Raw genomic sequence first — 14,299 nt, 5'->3', positions numbered from 1 at the left:
CCCACCCGGACGAGCACCGGGTGGGGATTGGCTGGGAGGTTACTACCAGTTGGGCAGGCCGAGCTGCTTGGCCTGCTTTTCGACGTCCTGGTCGTAGAGAGCTGCTGCGTCGTTGGCGGACCGAATTCCCGTTCCGACTTCAACCGTGATCTGCTCGAGCGCCGGCCCCTTTACCGGCGAAAGAAACTCCAGCGCAGGCGCGGCGCGTCCTTCAATTTCGAAATAGGGCAACATGTCAGAAACGACCGGCGGAATGTCCTTCGGGAGCTCGCAACCCTTGACCAGATACGGGCCAGAGGGAACAGCCTTTGCCATGAGATCACACGCCTCCTTGGTGCCGATCCAGTCGAGAAACTTCTTGGCTTCCTCGACATGCTCTGACTTTGCCGAAACATAAAACGCAGAAGGCATCCACACCGTCAGCCCGTTCTTTGCCGCATCGGTGCCGGGTTGAGCGAAGAAGCCAAGATCTCTCAAATTGTCAGGAAAGTTCTGTTGAATGTTGCCGATGCCGAAGGTCAGATTGGGATAGTGTGCAGCCTCACCTGTGGCTACCATTCGCATTCCGTCGTCGAACGTCGCAGCACCGAAATCAGCATTGAGCAGGCCGGCTTTCGCAACCTCCTCAAGGTGCTCGAAGCCGCGCATGGCAGCCGGCGTGTTCGCATACTTGACCTTGTTGGCGGTATAGTCGGAAGCAAAATTCGGAACCTCCGCCTGGACATTGAAATAGTCGGCAAGGACGAAGAGCTGCGAAGTCCAAGTGGTGCCATACGTCTGCGCTACGGCCACCTTGCCGGCGGCCTTGATTTTCTCATTGTTGGCCATGAACTCCGCCCATGTCTTAGGTGGCGTGAGGCCGAGCTCTGCATAGATCTTTCGGTTGTAGAAAATGCCGCCACCCATGGCCGGGCCAAACGGCGTTCCACGCACGTGTCCATCGGGACTGGTGACCACTTTCTTGAAGCTGTCGAGGATTCCAGCCTGCGATGGGAGGTCAGAGAGATCTGCCAGCGTCTCTTGCGGCTTCAGTGCCTGAAAAAGCGAACCGCCATTGTACTGAAAGATGTCGGCCATCTCGCCCGTCGCGAGACGTGTCTTGATGATGTTGTCTCCTTCCGATCCTCCAGCACGCTGCTCCACGTCAAAGCTCACATCCGGATGCTTTTCCCTATAGGCCTTCGAGACGGCATCGAATGAGGCGATCGTTTCGGGATTGGTATCGATCAGGATGCTGAGCGTTACATCGGCGTGAGCAACGCCAGTGGCCAGCGACATGATGCTTGCGGCAAGGATGCTGCACTTCGTCATTCTCATAGTCATTTCCTCCTCCTGAAGACCGGAATGATTTGGGCTGCTGGCTTGCGGGCAAAGCCCGCAAGCGTTTCTATCAAATCGAAAACGTGATGGTGTGCTCTCCCTTGCCGAGCCTGACCTCCTGGCCCGGCGCGACCAGTTCACCGTGCGCAGTCAGCGCATCGCGATCCTCCCTGCCCTTAAGACGCGCAGTCACGCCTTCTGGCAAGGAAAGGAGGCAGGTGACGGCGCTCCCCTCCACACTCCATCCGGCCTCGATGCGTCCGAAGCGAGTGTCGTGCCAGGCCGAAACCGGCGAGAGCGCCGGAAGAATTGCGGGATCGAAGGCTATCTCCTCGAAGCCTGGCTTGTCTTCCAGCGGCTTTATGCCGGCGACATCTTCGAAGAGCCATTGGCACACAGCGCCGTAGGCATAGTGGTTATAGCTGTTCATGTCAGGATCGTAGATCGTGCCGTCTTCGGCGAGTGCATCCCATCGCTCCCAAATCGAGGTTGCACCGTGCTCCACCTGATACAGCCAGCCGGGGACCTTGCGGTTCAGAAACATCTTCTCCGCCAGGTCCATCATCCCAAGACGCGTAAGGGCGGGCAGCACGGCGGGTGTTCCAATGAAACCCGTGCCGATGACGCCATCGGTCTCTTCCGAGACCCGGCGGAAATATTCACGACCGGCCTCTTCATACTCCGGCGGTACGAGACCGTAGAGGAACGCCAAAGCCCAGGAGGTCTGATCGTTATGCGCTATGCGACCGGATGGCGAAAAGAATTCGTGCTTGAAGGCCGATCTGATTTCACCCGCGCGCGCATCAAGACGCGCCGCTTCGGTGCCCTTCCCGATTGTGCGGGCAATCTTTGCGGTCAATTGCGTCGAAATGAAATGGTAGAGCGTCGCGGCACAATCGTCCGCCACCGTCGGACGCGGCTTGCGGTTGTCGCCGACCGGCTGCAGCCAGTCGCCAAAGGTGAAACCATGATCCCCCCAAACCGCGGGAGGACGGATAATCGGTCCGTCGGAAATGCCCCAGAGATAGTCCAGCCAACGCAGCATGGCCGGGAAGCATTCCTCGAGAACAGAGGCGTCGCCATAATGCAGGTAGAGTTGCCACGGGATGATGACGATTGCGTCGCCCCAGCCTGTCGACCCCGCCCAATCCCCGCGCCCGTCGATTGGGTGAAGCCGAGTTGGGTCAGGCGAAAAGTGAGAAACCGCGCCGTCGGCGCGCTGGTCGTGCACCACGTCGCGAAGATATTTGACGAGGAATGAGCCGCTGTCGGCAAGCCAGCAAGCCGTGCCGGCAAAGACTTGCGCATCGCCCGTCCAGCCGAGCCGTTCGTCGCGCTGCGGGCAATCCGTCGGAACCTCGATGAAATTCGAGCGGTGCGACCAGATGGTGTTCTCGACGAGGCGATTGACCGCAGCAATGCCTGAGGTAAAGCCGCCCGTGCTTACTGGCACGGATGTAACAGGGATCATGGTGATGGCCACCAGTTCCGCCCGACCTGTCACGGTGATGCGAGCATATCGGAAGCCCATGAAAGTAAAGAGCGGTGCATAGACCTCTTCGTCTACTCCCTTGAGCGTGTAGCGCAGCTCGGCACGTGCGCTGCGATAATTGCGATTGTCAAAAAACCTGTCGGGTCCGAGCACTTCCGAATGCTCGACACGAATCTGCGCGCCCGCCTCTCCCTTTACATGGATGCGGATGTAGGCGCCGGCGTTTTGGCCGAAATCATAAACGGTTCGCCCGTCGGTCTCGGCCCAGCTTTCGACAGGGGAACGCCCATCAAGCTCCTTGACCGCCCTCGTCTCGTGCGGAACCAGCAATTGCTTATCGAAGGCCAGCACCTCCACGCCGTAGGCATCCTTCGGTTCGATGCGTGCGTCGTAATCCTCGCCGAAATAGATGCCGTTGCGGATAACTGGCGTGTAGCCGCTCTTCCAGCTCTCGTCCGTAGCTACCAGCGGCTTTCCAGCTGCGCTCAATTCAGCAATCGCCGCCGTTCGCTCGCCCCAGCAGTTAAATATCGGATTGGACGCCCACATGAGCTGGCTCCGGTACCAACCGTCACCCAGCCAGATCTCGATGCGATTGCGGCCCGACTTGAGCAGATCCGTGACATCATAGGCCTGAAATGCGATCCGGTCATCGTAGCAGGTCCAACCAGGCGTCAGGAGATCGTCCCCCACGCGGTGTCCATTGATGAAGGCACGGTAAAGCCCGAGCGCGGAAATGCGCAATTTCGCTCCGGCCGGTACAGCTTCCAGCGAAAATTCTCTGGAAATGAACGTGCCTGCGGTCGCCTGCCCGCCATCGCATGAGGGCGCAATCATCGATGCGGTAAACTGGAACTGTGAGCCCGCAAGGCTGTTGGCCACGGCGACGCCGTGGTCCGAGACAATCTTCATCATGCAACCTCCTCAACCGCCTGTCCTCCGGCGGACTAAATATCCTTGTGTATATCGTTCTATGTATATCATTCTACACTCTCGATTGCCGTGCAAGGGTTTTTATGCCTATAATTTCGGAAAAGCAGAAAACGAGACACTTTATAATGACAAATCAGTTAGTTGACGCGCCGCACGAGAGGATCACCATCCGCCATGTGGCAAAGGATGCGGGTGTATCCGTCGCGGCGGTCTCCAAAGTGCTACGCAACGCCTATGGCGTCAGCGACATTCTGCGGCACAAGGTCGAGACGTCGATCGAGAAGCTGAATTACCGCCCCTCTGTTGCCGCTCGAGGAATGCGCGGTCGCACGTACACGATCGGCGTTCTCGTGATAGAACTGTCCAACACGTTCCTGGCCGGCGTTATTGAAAGCGCCAACACGACGTTGTCGGAAAGCAGCTACAAATCGCTCATCGGGCTCGGGCGCTCAGCAAGCCCGATCGAGGCTTCGATGATCGAATCCATGATCGACAATCGGATGGATGGGGTGTTAATCGTAGCCCCGCGGATTTCTGGAAAGGTCCTCGAGCGCTACGCCCGTCAAATCCCCATCGTTGTGATCGCGCATCACGAGCCCCAGGCTGAAACCTACGACACCGTCAACTCCGACGATCGGAAGGGTGGATACCTGGCAGTCGAAGCTGCACTGCGCCAAGGTCATCGCGACATAGCCATGCTGAGCTATGATCTCCTGGACTCGCCTGCGTCGGTCGTCGCCGTTCAGCGCGAAATGGGCTATGTGGAAGCAATGAAGCAAGCCGGCCTGCAAAGCCGGATCATTCGGTTGCCGCCTGTTGCGACGGATCGAAAGGTCGCGATCAATAATTTCCTGTCAGCACAAGATCGCCCCCGCGCGGTATTCGTCTGGTCGGATCTTGATGCCGTCCCACTGCTCAACGCGGCCCGAACCAATGGCATACGCGTTCCCGAAGACCTCGCCATCGTCGGCTACGACAATTCTCCGTTCGCCGCCATACCTCTCGTCGGGCTGACCAGCGTAGACCAAAACGCCGCTCAACTGGGTCGCACGGCTGCGGAGACGCTCCTGAGCCGTATCGACGGCCGCGAAGATGTTCGACACGTGCTGATCGAACCTCACGTGGAGATACGCGGCAGTATATGATGCTTGGCAAATCCACACCAAGAGCGGTCGGTCGAGCCGGCCACAATTTCTCACCGAGAAAGAACGCGCACTTTTGCGTGGTTCGCTTGGACGGTGACACTCGAGACGGTAGCGGACAAACCGGCGTGCGACTTAGCCTCACGACTATTGCAGGGTGCTTCCACCGCGCATCCGGTTCTCGAACGAAGCAACGAGCGAGATCCCTTGCTCCAGGAGAATGGTCGCCGCTCTCAGCTCACGTGGCGAGAGATCGCTGACAAGTCCGCGGATCGTGTGCGCAAGACAGCTCGAATTGGCGGCATAGCGGATGTCACCAATTTCTTGTGCCTGTCCTGCAGTCTCTTCCAGCGCTTCTGCGACCATCGACATAATGTTCGATCGTTCCCGCAGCGTCATTTCGTCAAGTGTCTTGCCAGGTTCCTGCATCGAGAGCTCCCAAACGCACATAGCCGCCAAGCGGCCTTGCAGCCGCTACATAATCTTTCTCATTGGCGGGCATGTAAGGCGAGGATCGCCTGACCCTTAAATGGACACCGAGGCGCGTCGAGACAAGGCATGGCTTCCATGCAGCCGGCGCATTCAAAAACCACGATCACAGGCGAGATCGCCGCCATCGATGCCTGCCGCCTCCAGAAGCAGGTGAACCCGAGGAAGTTCGGCAGGACGAACCTTCGTTTCGATGCGAACCGCCGCCTGTGCGCAAGCGTATCGTGGGGCTTTCGAAAGCTCATTAAGACGCTATGCTGTCATCGAGGCGCCAGCGCGAGACTTTCATGATGGAACAACATCAAAGCCACCTGCAGGAACGGATAACGATCGTCGGCGACCTTGAGGCCGCTTCTTTCATTCCCTGGATTCGCCGTCACGCGGCAAAGCTTGGCCTGTCGCAGGCCATATCGCACACCAGTGCCAATCGGGTCGAACTGGAAGTCGCCGGGCCGGTAGAATTGATCGATATGATGGAGATGGGGTGCTCGCTCGGGCCCATTGATGTCTGGGTGGAAACGATACTCCGCACGCCGGTCGTGAACGACGAAAATCAGGGATAGCGGCGACCGTTTGATTTTCCACTGCCCCTTATTTAATCAGCGTTGCCAATGCGAAATTATTATGCAAACGTGATGGTCGCCTGCAACAAGCCAGGGATCTTGGCGTCGTGCCTGACGCAGGCAATATATTGATAATGCTAAGAAAGTTTAGCTATGCAATCCGATACGACGGGCATTTGGACGCCAGTCGCCCTTTCCGCGGATTTGCCGTCAGGAACGGTAATGCCGGCACGCACGTCAGCCGGATCGATCGCCCTCTGGAGAAGTGATTCGGGGCGCCCTGCAGCTTCGGCAGATCGCTGTCCTCATCGTGGCATGCGTCTCTCACATGGCTTTGTCCGCGGCGAGGCTCTGTCCTGCATCTATCATGGCTGGAGTTACGCACAGGCAGGAAACTGTCTGCGTATTCCGGCGCATCCCGGCCTTACGCCGCCGGAAACGATCCGCGTCGCAACACAACAGATCGAGGAAGCCGACGGGGTGATCTGGGTGGCCGTTGGAGAACCCACGGATCAACCGCCACGATTTGACGGCTTCGTTCCCCTACGCTCGTTGACAGCTCAGGCCGGCATTGCTGCTATCGAGGCTGCGGCCGGCGCAAAGAAGAATGCCAACGGCTTTCTTCGCCAGTCGCTTCATTCGGAAGAGATCGGTTTTTTGCTCGTCGAACAGGAGCCTGATCAGACGCTCGTTCATGTCTTTATCGGGGACAATGCTACTCCCTTGAACCGCATCTTAGCGTCACGCGCCGCGGAAGCCTTGCGCCGGAAAGCCGAGGGTGTCCAGACGAACGGGATCAGCGCATGACACAGGGAGCTATGCTCAACGAGTGGTACCCCGTCGGCCTCTTCAGCCAACTAAGCAAGAGTGCATACAAAACCGCCTTGATGGGCGAACCGATCGAGGTCTCGATCGCAGCCGACGGTAATGCAAAGGTGACGTCTCACACGGGGCGCGAGTTGCCTATCCGCGTTCGCTACGGACACGTTTGGTCGTCTCTTGGCGCTCCCCAGAAGGAGCTCTTCGCCATCCCCGAGGCCGACCAGCCGGGTCGCCGGTTTGTCGATGTCGGCGTCGTGCGGGTGCGCTGCTCACCGCTTCGCGCGGTCGAAAACTTTCTCGACATTGCGCATTTCCCGTTCGTGCACACGGATATCCTTGGCGCAGAGCCGCACACGGAGGTTCAGAACTACAAGGTCGAAATCCGGGACGTCGAGGACGAGGTCTGGGCAACCCAGGTGAAGTTCTATCAGCCGCAGGCAGCAAAGTCGGCAAGCGGCGGCATCACTACGGAATACATGTATCGTGTGCCAGCCCCGACCTGCTCGGTGCTCTACAAGACCTGCCCGCCCCGCCCCAGCGAGTGGGATGTCATCACCCTCTTTGTGCAACCCTTGGCAGAGGATCTATGCGACGTTTGGCCGTGGATGGCACTGTTTGACGACGACACGTCGATGACCGACCTCATTCACTTTCAGCAGACGATCTTCCTGCAGGACCGATCGATCCTGGAAAACCAGATCCCGCGTCTTCTACCGCTCGATCCCGGGATGGAGATCCCCACACGTGCCGACCTGACGTCGGTCGCGTATCGACGCTGGCTGAAACGGCACAACTACATCTATGGCGCACAGCTGGTGGCGCAATGAAGCTCTACGATTACATCCTTTCTCCCAGTTGCTACAAAGTGCGCCTGATGGCGGCACTCACAGGCGTTAAGCTCGATATCAGACCGGTGGATTTTCATCCGGGCGGCGAGCACCGCGGCCCCGAACTCATGGCGCTCAACCCTGCCGGCTCCATCCCGATCCTGGAAGACGGTAATCTTCTTCTGACAGAATCATCGGCGATGCTGGTTTATCTGGCCGCAAAAAGCGCGCCTGAATGGTTGGGTGGCGCAACAGCCGACGAAGCCGCGCGAGTGCAGCAGTGGCTTTCCTTCTCGCATCGGCTGACCGCGAGCCTTGGTGGCGCACGTCTTCATGAGATGTTGCGACGCCCGGGAAATATCGCGACGCTTCAGGCGCAGGGCATCGCGGCGCTGCGCGAACTGGAAGCGGGGCTCGTCGAACAGAGCCTGTGCGGCAAGCGGTTCCTCGCGTCAGATCGCCCGACAGTGGCCGACATCGCCTGCTTCCCCTATGTCGCGCTCGCGCCGGACGGTGGCGTTTCGCTCGATCCCTATCCCGCGATACGCCTCTGGTCCCGTGCCGTACGCGCGCTCGACGCGTTCATCGAGATGCCAGGCATACACCGGCTGCACGAGTTGAAGCCCGAGCCACAGATCGCACCGGGCGAGGAATAAGATGGCCGGCTACCTCTTAAAGAACTGTGCAGCCGTCATCGTCAACGACAACAGGGGGCCGACGGTCCATCGCAATGTCGATATTCTGACGACTGGCCCGGCGATAAAGGCCATCGGCGAAAATCTCGACCAGAGCGAACTGCCGTTCGGCACCACGGTTCAAGACGCCTCGGGCTGGTTCGTCTATCCAGGGCTCGTCAATACGCACCATCACTTCTTCCAGTGCTTCGTGCGCAACCGCGCAGATCTCGATTGGACAAAGCTTTCCGTCATCGAGTGGCTTGACCGCATCTATCCGATCTTCTCGCGGCTGAATGAGGATTGCTTCTATCATTCCTCGGTGACCGCGATGGCCGAGATGATCAAGCATGGCTGTACCACGGCCTTCGATCACCAGTATTGCTTCCCACGGCATGCCGGCAAGCGGCTGATCGACCGTCAGTTCGAGGCAGCAGATCTCCTGGGCATGCGTTTCCATGCCGGTCGTGGCGGCAACACCTTGCCGAAGTCCGAAGGCTCGACCATTCCGGATGCCATGCTGGAGACGACGGACGAGTTCATTGGTGATTGCGCACGCCTGATCGACACCTACCACGACGCCAGCCCCTTCAGCATGCGCCAGGTGGTGGTGGCACCCTGCCAGCCGGTCAATTGCTACCGTGAGACCTTCGTCGAGTCGGTCGCATTGGCACGCGATCGCGGCGTCCAGATGCATACGCATGTTGGCGAGGGCGAAAGTGCGGTCATCGCGGCCCGCCATGGAATGCGCACCGTCGATTATTGCGCGGAACTCGGCTTTGCCGGTCCGGATGCCTTCTACGCCCATTGCTGGGAGTTGACGCACGACGAACTTCACAAGATGGCAACAAGCGGCACCGGCGTCTCACATTGCCCTGAGCCGGTCTATCTGGTCGGTGCCGAGGTGACCGATATTCCCGCCATGGCGGCATTCGGCATGCGCGTCGGACTCGGTTGCGACGGAGCAGCCTCGAACGACAATTCAAACCTGATGCATTGCGTGCACTCTGCCTACATGCTGCAGTGCCTGACCGCATCAACGCGCCAGCATCCCGTTCCGCCTCCGGCCGATTTCCTCGGTTACGCAACAACTGGCGGGGCTGCCCTGCTCGGCCGTCGCGACATTGGTCGACTTGCGCCAGGTATGGCCGCTGACCTCTTTGCTATCGACACCCGGCGGATGGATTACGTCGGAACACGACACGATCCGCTGAGCCTGATTGCCAAGGTCGGCATCGGCATGCCGACGGATCTGACGATGATCAACGGCCGCATCGTCTGGCAGAAGGGCGAATTCGTGGGGCTTGATGAAGCTCGGCTGTTTGCCGAGGCCGAGGCAGCTCTCGCAACCGTGGAATTCTAGAACACCAAAAAGGGGAACCAAACCATGACACAGATCACTCGCAGAACATTGATGCAGGGAGCAGCAGCTGTCGGCCTCGCCGGTGCCTTTGGAGGTCGTTCGGCGCTGGCAGCCGATGAACCGCTCGGCATCACGCTTGTCGTCCCTTCGCCGATCGGCGACGTCGGCTGGGGGCACGCGCTTGCCGCCGGCCTTGAGCCGATCAAGGCCGCCTATGGCGACAAGGTCAAGGTGACTGTCGTTGAGAATATTCCGGAGGGCCCGGATGCCGACCGGATCATGAACAAGACGGTCGCAGACGGGAACAAATTCCTGATCGCAGGCTCCTTCGGATATCAGAACGGTGCCTTGCAGATCGCTCGTCGCAATCCTCAAGTCACCGTACTGCATGCATCGGGCTTCCAGGTGGCTCCCAACTTCTCACCCTTCGCGGCCAAGTATTTCCAAGGAACCTATCTGCTCGGCATGGCTGCTGCTGCGCTTTCCAAGACCGGCAAGCTCGGTTCGGTTTCCGCCTTCGCGATCCCCGAGTTGATCACCTCCATCAACGCGTTCACGCTGGGTGCTCAGGCAGTAAACCCCGATATCGAGGTTTCCGTCGTCTGGGTGAACTCCTGGTTCGACCCGGCCAAGGAGCAGGAAGCGGCCAAGGCCCTGATCGCACAAAAATGTGACGTGATCTTCTCCAATGCGCAGGACACACCTTCTGTTATTTCGGCATGTGAGGAAGCCGGCGTCTATTCCTTCAACCTCAACTCGTCGATGAAGAGCTACGCCCCGAAGACCTACCTCGGATGCGTTTCGACCGACTGGTCGCCGTTCTTCAAGGCCTCAGTCGATGCTCATCTCGCCGGCACATTCAAGGGCGCCAATACCTTCCTTGGTGTCGCGGACAAGGTTGTCGAGGTCGTTGACTGGAGCCCCTCGATCCCGGCCGATACGATGACCAAGATCAAGGCCGCAGAGACAAAGATCGCCGATGGAAGCCTTTCGCCTTTCACCGGGCCGATCACCAAGGCCGACGGCAGCGAAGTCGTGGCCTCCGGCAAAACCATGACGGAGGCCGAAATCGTCGCCATGGATTGGCACGTCAAGGGCGTGACCACGCCTCTGCCGAAGTAAGCCATGACGGCACCACTCCTATCGCTTCGCGGCATCTCGAAGAGCTATGGCCAGATTCATGCCAACCAGGGCATCGATCTGGACGTAGCACCGCGGTCGATCCATGCAGTTCTCGGGGAAAACGGGGCCGGCAAATCGACGCTGATGAAGATGATCTACGGCGTCGAGCAGCCAGACAGCGGAACCGTTGTCTGGGAGGGAGAGCCCTTGACCTTCGCCTCGCCTGCAGAGGCAAGGCGCAAGGGGATTGGCATGGTCTTCCAGCACTTTTCGCTGTTCGAGACGCTGACTGTCGTGGAAAACATTCAGCTGGTCGTTGCAGGCAAGAAAGCCGACCTCATAGAACGCATCCGCGCGTTGGGCCGTGACTTCGGCCTTCAGGTCGATCCACTCGCCCATGTGCATGTACTCTCCGTGGGCGAGCGGCAGCGCGTGGAGATCATCCGCAGCCTGATGACCAATCCACGGCTGCTGATCCTCGACGAGCCCACATCCGTTTTACCTCCACAGTTGGTCGAAAAGCTCTTCGATACCTTGCGCCGGCTGCGCGACGGCGGCGTATCGATCCTCTTCATTTCGCACAAACTCGAGGAGATCCGCGCCATCTGCGACAGGGCGACGATCCTGCGCGGCGGGCGTGTCACCGGACATGTCGATCCGCGCGAACACGACGCCCATGATCTTGCCCGGATGATGATCGGTCGCGACATGCCCGAACCGATGCCAGCGGTGCCGCTGTCTGGCGGCGAGAAGCGACTTGAGATCATCGGCCTGGACCATCGCCCCGACGATCCCTTCGCCGTGCCCCTGTCCGACATCACGCTTACGGTGCGTGCCGGCGAGATCATCGGCATTGCGGGCGTCTCGGGCAACGGGCAGAGCGAGCTCGCCTCGCTGATCTCCGGCGAGGCCGTTTTACCGAAAGAACAGCGCGACAGAATCTATATGATGGGGCAGGACGTGGGCAGGCTCGATGCAGCTGCCCGGCGCCAGCTCGGATTTGCATTCGTTCCGGAGGATCGGCTGGGGCGCGGTGCGGTCCCTGAAATGTCGCTCGTTCTCAACAGCTTGCTGACGGCTCACCCTTTGAACCTCTTGCGGCACGGCTTGATCGACAAGGGGAAGGCAACCGCCTTCACCAGTGATTGCATTCGCCAGTACGATGTCCGCACCCTCGGCCCGGATGCCGAAGCGGGTGCTCTTTCGGGCGGCAATCTGCAGAAGTTCATCGTCGGTCGGGAAATCATGCTGGCGCCCAAGCTGCTCTTCGTCGCGCAACCGACCTGGGGCGTCGATATCGGTGCCGCCTCCGCCGTGCGCCGGCGACTGGTCGCATTGCGCAACGAGGGCACGGCCATTCTCGTCATTTCCGAGGAACTTGAGGAGCTCTTCGAGCTCTGTGATTTCATCCAGGTTCTGTACCACGGCACGCTGAGCCCGCCGCTCGTAACGCGCGATACCCGGCCCGAGGACATTGGCCGCTACATGATCGGCGCACGGCCCGCCGCCGAGAAAGTCATCGCATGAGCGCCTTGTCCGCTACCTTTTTGCCCACGCTTGTCCGCCGGGAGCGCGCTTCGCTTGCGGCAACCTTGGCTGCACCCTTCATCGCCTTGTCGGTGACCACCGTGCTCAATCTTGGCCTCTACGTGCTGATGGGCCGCAATCCGGTCGATGTATTTTATGCAATGCTTCTCGAACCGTTCCTCTCCTGGGCATCGTTTTCGGAAGTGCTGTTGAAAGCCGGCCCACTTCTGCTCATCGCCCAGGGTCTGGCGATCGGCTTTCGCGCCAAGGTCTTCAACATCGGCGCCGAGGGCCAGTTCATTCTGGGCGCCATTTTCGCCTCCGCAATCCCCATCTGGTTTCCTGAGGCAACCGGGCAGTGGATATGGCCGCTGATGCTGATCCTCGGCGTGCTCGGCGGTGCCTTGTGGGCTTCTTTGACGGCATTCTGGCGCGTGAGGCTCAATGCAAACGAGATCCTCGTTTCGCTGATGCTCAGTCTCGTCGCCGCACAGCTTCTGAATTACCTGCTTCTGGGACCCTGGAAGGACCCGAACGGCTTCAACTTCCCTCAATCCGTGATGTTCCAGTATGACGCGATGGTGCCGATCCTGATTTCCGGGACGCGCGTCAATGTTTCCCTCTTGATCACCATCGCCCTTTCATTGGCTGCCTGGGTCTTCATGCAGAAGAGCTTTGCCGGATACAAGCTCCAGGTCGGCGGCCTGGCGCCGCGCGCGGCCGGCTATGCCGGGTTCAAGGAGAGCCGAGCAATATGGTTATCCCTGTTGATCGGCGGCTGCGCAGCGGGCCTTGCCGGCGCAGCCGAGGTCGCGGGCCCCCTGGGGCAGCTGCAGCGATCGATCTCGACCGGCTACGGCTATTCCGCCATCATCGTTGCCTACCTCGGCGGCCTGCATCCGATCGGCATTGTCGTCTCCGCCTTGTTCATGGCAGCGCTCTATATCGGCGGCGACAACGCCATGGTGTCGGCAAACCTGCCGATCGCTGCTGTGCGTGTTTTCCAGGGCAGCCTCCTGCTCGCCTATCTGGTTGCCATCGCCTTCGTTCGGTATCGTTTCGAGTGGCGGCGGGCCGCCTATCGGGGTCAGCCATGAACGCCATCGAGTTCATTCTTGCCGGCATGCTGGCGGCTGCGACGCCGTTTCTCCTCGCCGCGCTCGGCGAGTTGGTGGTCGAGCGTGCCGGGGTCCTCAACCTTGGCGTGGAAGGACTGATGGCTCTCGGGGCAGCGCTCGCGTTCATCGTCGTCTATCACGGTGGAGGGCATTTTCTGGGGTTCGTGGCTGCGGGACTTGGCAGCGCTGTCCTCGCCCTGATCTTCGCGGCCATCACTCTTGGCTTTCGCGCCAACCAGGTGGCAACGGGTCTGGCGATCGGCATCCTTGGCCAGGGTCTCTCCGCGCTGTTCGGAAAGACCTATGAGAGCCTGACGGTCAAAGGGCTCCCGAAACTCTCAATCCCTGGGCTGTCGGACATTCCAATTGTCGGCGGGCTCTTCGTTCAGGACATCGTCGTGTGGCTGTCGATTGCAGCAACAGTCACCATCTGGGCGATGTTTGCCTATTCGAAGATCGGCCTCGTTGTGCGCGCCGTCGGTGAAAATCCCAAGGCCGCCCACGCCATTGGCTATCACGTCATCGCCGTTCGATTTGCTGCCGTCGCCTTTGGCGGCGCGATGGCCGGCTTTGCTGGCGCCTATGCGGCAATTGTCTACACCCCGCTCTGGGCGGACGGGATGATCGCCGGACGTGGCTGGATCGCTATCGCACTCGTCGTCTTCGGAACCTGGCTTACCGGTCGGATTTTCCTCGGAGCATGCCTCTTTGGGGCCGTATCACTCATGAGCCTGGCGGCCCAGGCGACGGGGCTGAATGTTCCATCGCAGCTGTTGGCGAGCCTGCCCTATCTCGTCACCATCATCGTGCTCGGCATCATTTCGGCAGATCGTCGCCTGCTGAAGCTGAACGGCGTCGCCTCGCTCGGCGAACCCTTCGAACGTTAGGCATAACGCAAAGCCAGTTA

Annotated in this window: 13 protein-coding genes; 10 read left to right on the top strand and 3 right to left on the bottom strand. The window is 59.7% G+C overall.

Going from position 1 to position 14,299, the window contains the following annotated elements:
- Positions 1 to 42: 42 nt before the first annotated feature.
- Together PMI09_RS25960 and PMI09_RS25955 are read right to left on the bottom strand one after the other, a co-directional pair.
- Complete coding sequence (locus PMI09_RS25960; protein ID WP_443216207.1) at positions 43 to 1,323, bottom strand: ABC transporter substrate-binding protein; 1,281 nt, start codon at positions 1,321 to 1,323, stop codon at positions 43 to 45.
- A 67-nt stretch (positions 1,324 to 1,390) separates the two neighbouring features.
- Positions 1,391 to 3,724, bottom strand: a complete 2,334-nt coding sequence (locus PMI09_RS25955; protein ID WP_037084183.1) for an alpha-L-rhamnosidase — start codon at positions 3,722 to 3,724, stop codon at positions 1,391 to 1,393.
- A gap of 146 nt (positions 3,725 to 3,870) precedes the next feature.
- Between PMI09_RS25955 and PMI09_RS25950 the strand changes: the two genes are divergently transcribed.
- On the top strand, positions 3,871 to 4,890 hold the full coding sequence (locus PMI09_RS25950; RefSeq protein WP_007801392.1) for a LacI family DNA-binding transcriptional regulator: 1,020 nt from the start codon (positions 3,871 to 3,873) through the stop codon (positions 4,888 to 4,890).
- Between the two features lie 144 nt (positions 4,891 to 5,034).
- Here PMI09_RS25950 and PMI09_RS25945 read toward each other — a convergent pair whose 3' ends face one another.
- On the bottom strand, positions 5,035 to 5,316 hold the full coding sequence (locus PMI09_RS25945; RefSeq protein WP_007801391.1) for a hypothetical protein: 282 nt from the start codon (positions 5,314 to 5,316) through the stop codon (positions 5,035 to 5,037).
- Between the two features lie 347 nt (positions 5,317 to 5,663).
- Between PMI09_RS25945 and PMI09_RS25935 the strand changes: the two genes are divergently transcribed.
- The 9 genes from PMI09_RS25935 (at position 5,664) to PMI09_RS25895 (ending at position 14,279) form a co-directional block, all read left to right on the top strand.
- Positions 5,664 to 5,939 carry a hypothetical protein gene (locus PMI09_RS25935; RefSeq protein ID WP_007801390.1) on the top strand — a complete coding sequence of 92 codons (276 nt, stop codon included), beginning with the start codon at positions 5,664 to 5,666 and terminating at the stop codon, positions 5,937 to 5,939.
- 153 nt (positions 5,940 to 6,092) lie between these two features.
- Positions 6,093 to 6,746 carry a Rieske 2Fe-2S domain-containing protein gene (locus tag PMI09_RS25930; protein WP_037084157.1) on the top strand — a complete coding sequence of 218 codons (654 nt, stop codon included), beginning with the start codon at positions 6,093 to 6,095 and terminating at the stop codon, positions 6,744 to 6,746.
- The gene (locus PMI09_RS25925) at positions 6,743 to 7,588 is read left to right on the top strand and encodes an aromatic ring-hydroxylating oxygenase subunit alpha (RefSeq protein ID WP_007801388.1); all 846 of its coding nucleotides are present in this window, start codon (positions 6,743 to 6,745) and stop codon (positions 7,586 to 7,588) included. Before PMI09_RS25930 ends, PMI09_RS25925 begins: the two co-directional genes overlap by 4 nt.
- The gene (locus tag PMI09_RS25920) at positions 7,585 to 8,244 is read left to right on the top strand and encodes a glutathione S-transferase family protein (RefSeq protein WP_007801387.1); all 660 of its coding nucleotides are present in this window, start codon (positions 7,585 to 7,587) and stop codon (positions 8,242 to 8,244) included. The genes PMI09_RS25925 and PMI09_RS25920 overlap by 4 nt, the downstream gene beginning before the upstream one ends.
- 1 nt (position 8,245) lies before the next feature.
- Entirely contained in the window at positions 8,246 to 9,625 is a 1,380-nt protein-coding gene (locus tag PMI09_RS25915) for an amidohydrolase (RefSeq protein WP_007801386.1), read from the top strand.
- Between the two features lie 24 nt (positions 9,626 to 9,649).
- Positions 9,650 to 10,747, top strand: a complete 1,098-nt coding sequence (locus tag PMI09_RS25910) for a BMP family ABC transporter substrate-binding protein (RefSeq protein ID WP_007801385.1) — start codon at positions 9,650 to 9,652, stop codon at positions 10,745 to 10,747.
- Between the two features lie 3 nt (positions 10,748 to 10,750).
- Positions 10,751 to 12,274: an ABC transporter ATP-binding protein gene (locus PMI09_RS25905; protein WP_007801384.1), complete on the top strand. Its 1,524-nt coding sequence runs from the start codon at positions 10,751 to 10,753 to the stop codon at positions 12,272 to 12,274.
- Positions 12,271 to 13,371, top strand: a complete 1,101-nt coding sequence (locus PMI09_RS25900; protein WP_007801383.1) for an ABC transporter permease — start codon at positions 12,271 to 12,273, stop codon at positions 13,369 to 13,371. Before PMI09_RS25905 ends, PMI09_RS25900 begins: the two co-directional genes overlap by 4 nt.
- Complete coding sequence (locus tag PMI09_RS25895) at positions 13,368 to 14,279, top strand: ABC transporter permease (protein WP_007801382.1); 912 nt, start codon at positions 13,368 to 13,370, stop codon at positions 14,277 to 14,279. The genes PMI09_RS25900 and PMI09_RS25895 overlap by 4 nt, the downstream gene beginning before the upstream one ends.
- Positions 14,280 to 14,299: the final 20 nt, after the last annotated feature.

Origin of the sequence: Rhizobium sp. CF122, assembly GCF_000282035.1 — a bacterium.
Lineage (GTDB): Bacteria > Pseudomonadota > Alphaproteobacteria > Rhizobiales > Rhizobiaceae > Rhizobium.
This window is presented reverse-complemented; position numbering and strand designations above follow the sequence as displayed.

Excerpts from the sequence above, each read along its gene's own strand:
- PMI09_RS25960 (WP_443216207.1), bottom strand. The coding sequence starts at position 1,323 with ATGACTATGAGAATGACGAAGTGCAGCATCCTTGCCGCAAGCATCATG.
- PMI09_RS25955 (WP_037084183.1), bottom strand. The coding sequence starts at position 3,724 with ATGAAGATTGTCTCGGACCACGGCGTCGCCGTGGCCAACAGCCTTGCG.
- PMI09_RS25950 (WP_007801392.1), top strand. The coding sequence starts at position 3,871 with ATGACAAATCAGTTAGTTGACGCGCCGCACGAGAGGATCACCATCCGC.
- PMI09_RS25945 (WP_007801391.1), bottom strand. The coding sequence starts at position 5,316 with ATGCAGGAACCTGGCAAGACACTTGACGAAATGACGCTGCGGGAACGA.
- PMI09_RS25935 (WP_007801390.1), top strand. The coding sequence starts at position 5,664 with ATGATGGAACAACATCAAAGCCACCTGCAGGAACGGATAACGATCGTC.
- PMI09_RS25930 (WP_037084157.1), top strand. The coding sequence starts at position 6,093 with ATGCAATCCGATACGACGGGCATTTGGACGCCAGTCGCCCTTTCCGCG.
- PMI09_RS25925 (WP_007801388.1), top strand. The coding sequence starts at position 6,743 with ATGACACAGGGAGCTATGCTCAACGAGTGGTACCCCGTCGGCCTCTTC.
- PMI09_RS25920 (WP_007801387.1), top strand. The coding sequence starts at position 7,585 with ATGAAGCTCTACGATTACATCCTTTCTCCCAGTTGCTACAAAGTGCGC.
- PMI09_RS25915 (WP_007801386.1), top strand. The coding sequence starts at position 8,246 with ATGGCCGGCTACCTCTTAAAGAACTGTGCAGCCGTCATCGTCAACGAC.
- PMI09_RS25910 (WP_007801385.1), top strand. The coding sequence starts at position 9,650 with ATGACACAGATCACTCGCAGAACATTGATGCAGGGAGCAGCAGCTGTC.
- PMI09_RS25905 (WP_007801384.1), top strand. The coding sequence starts at position 10,751 with ATGACGGCACCACTCCTATCGCTTCGCGGCATCTCGAAGAGCTATGGC.
- PMI09_RS25900 (WP_007801383.1), top strand. The coding sequence starts at position 12,271 with ATGAGCGCCTTGTCCGCTACCTTTTTGCCCACGCTTGTCCGCCGGGAG.
- PMI09_RS25895 (WP_007801382.1), top strand. The coding sequence starts at position 13,368 with ATGAACGCCATCGAGTTCATTCTTGCCGGCATGCTGGCGGCTGCGACG.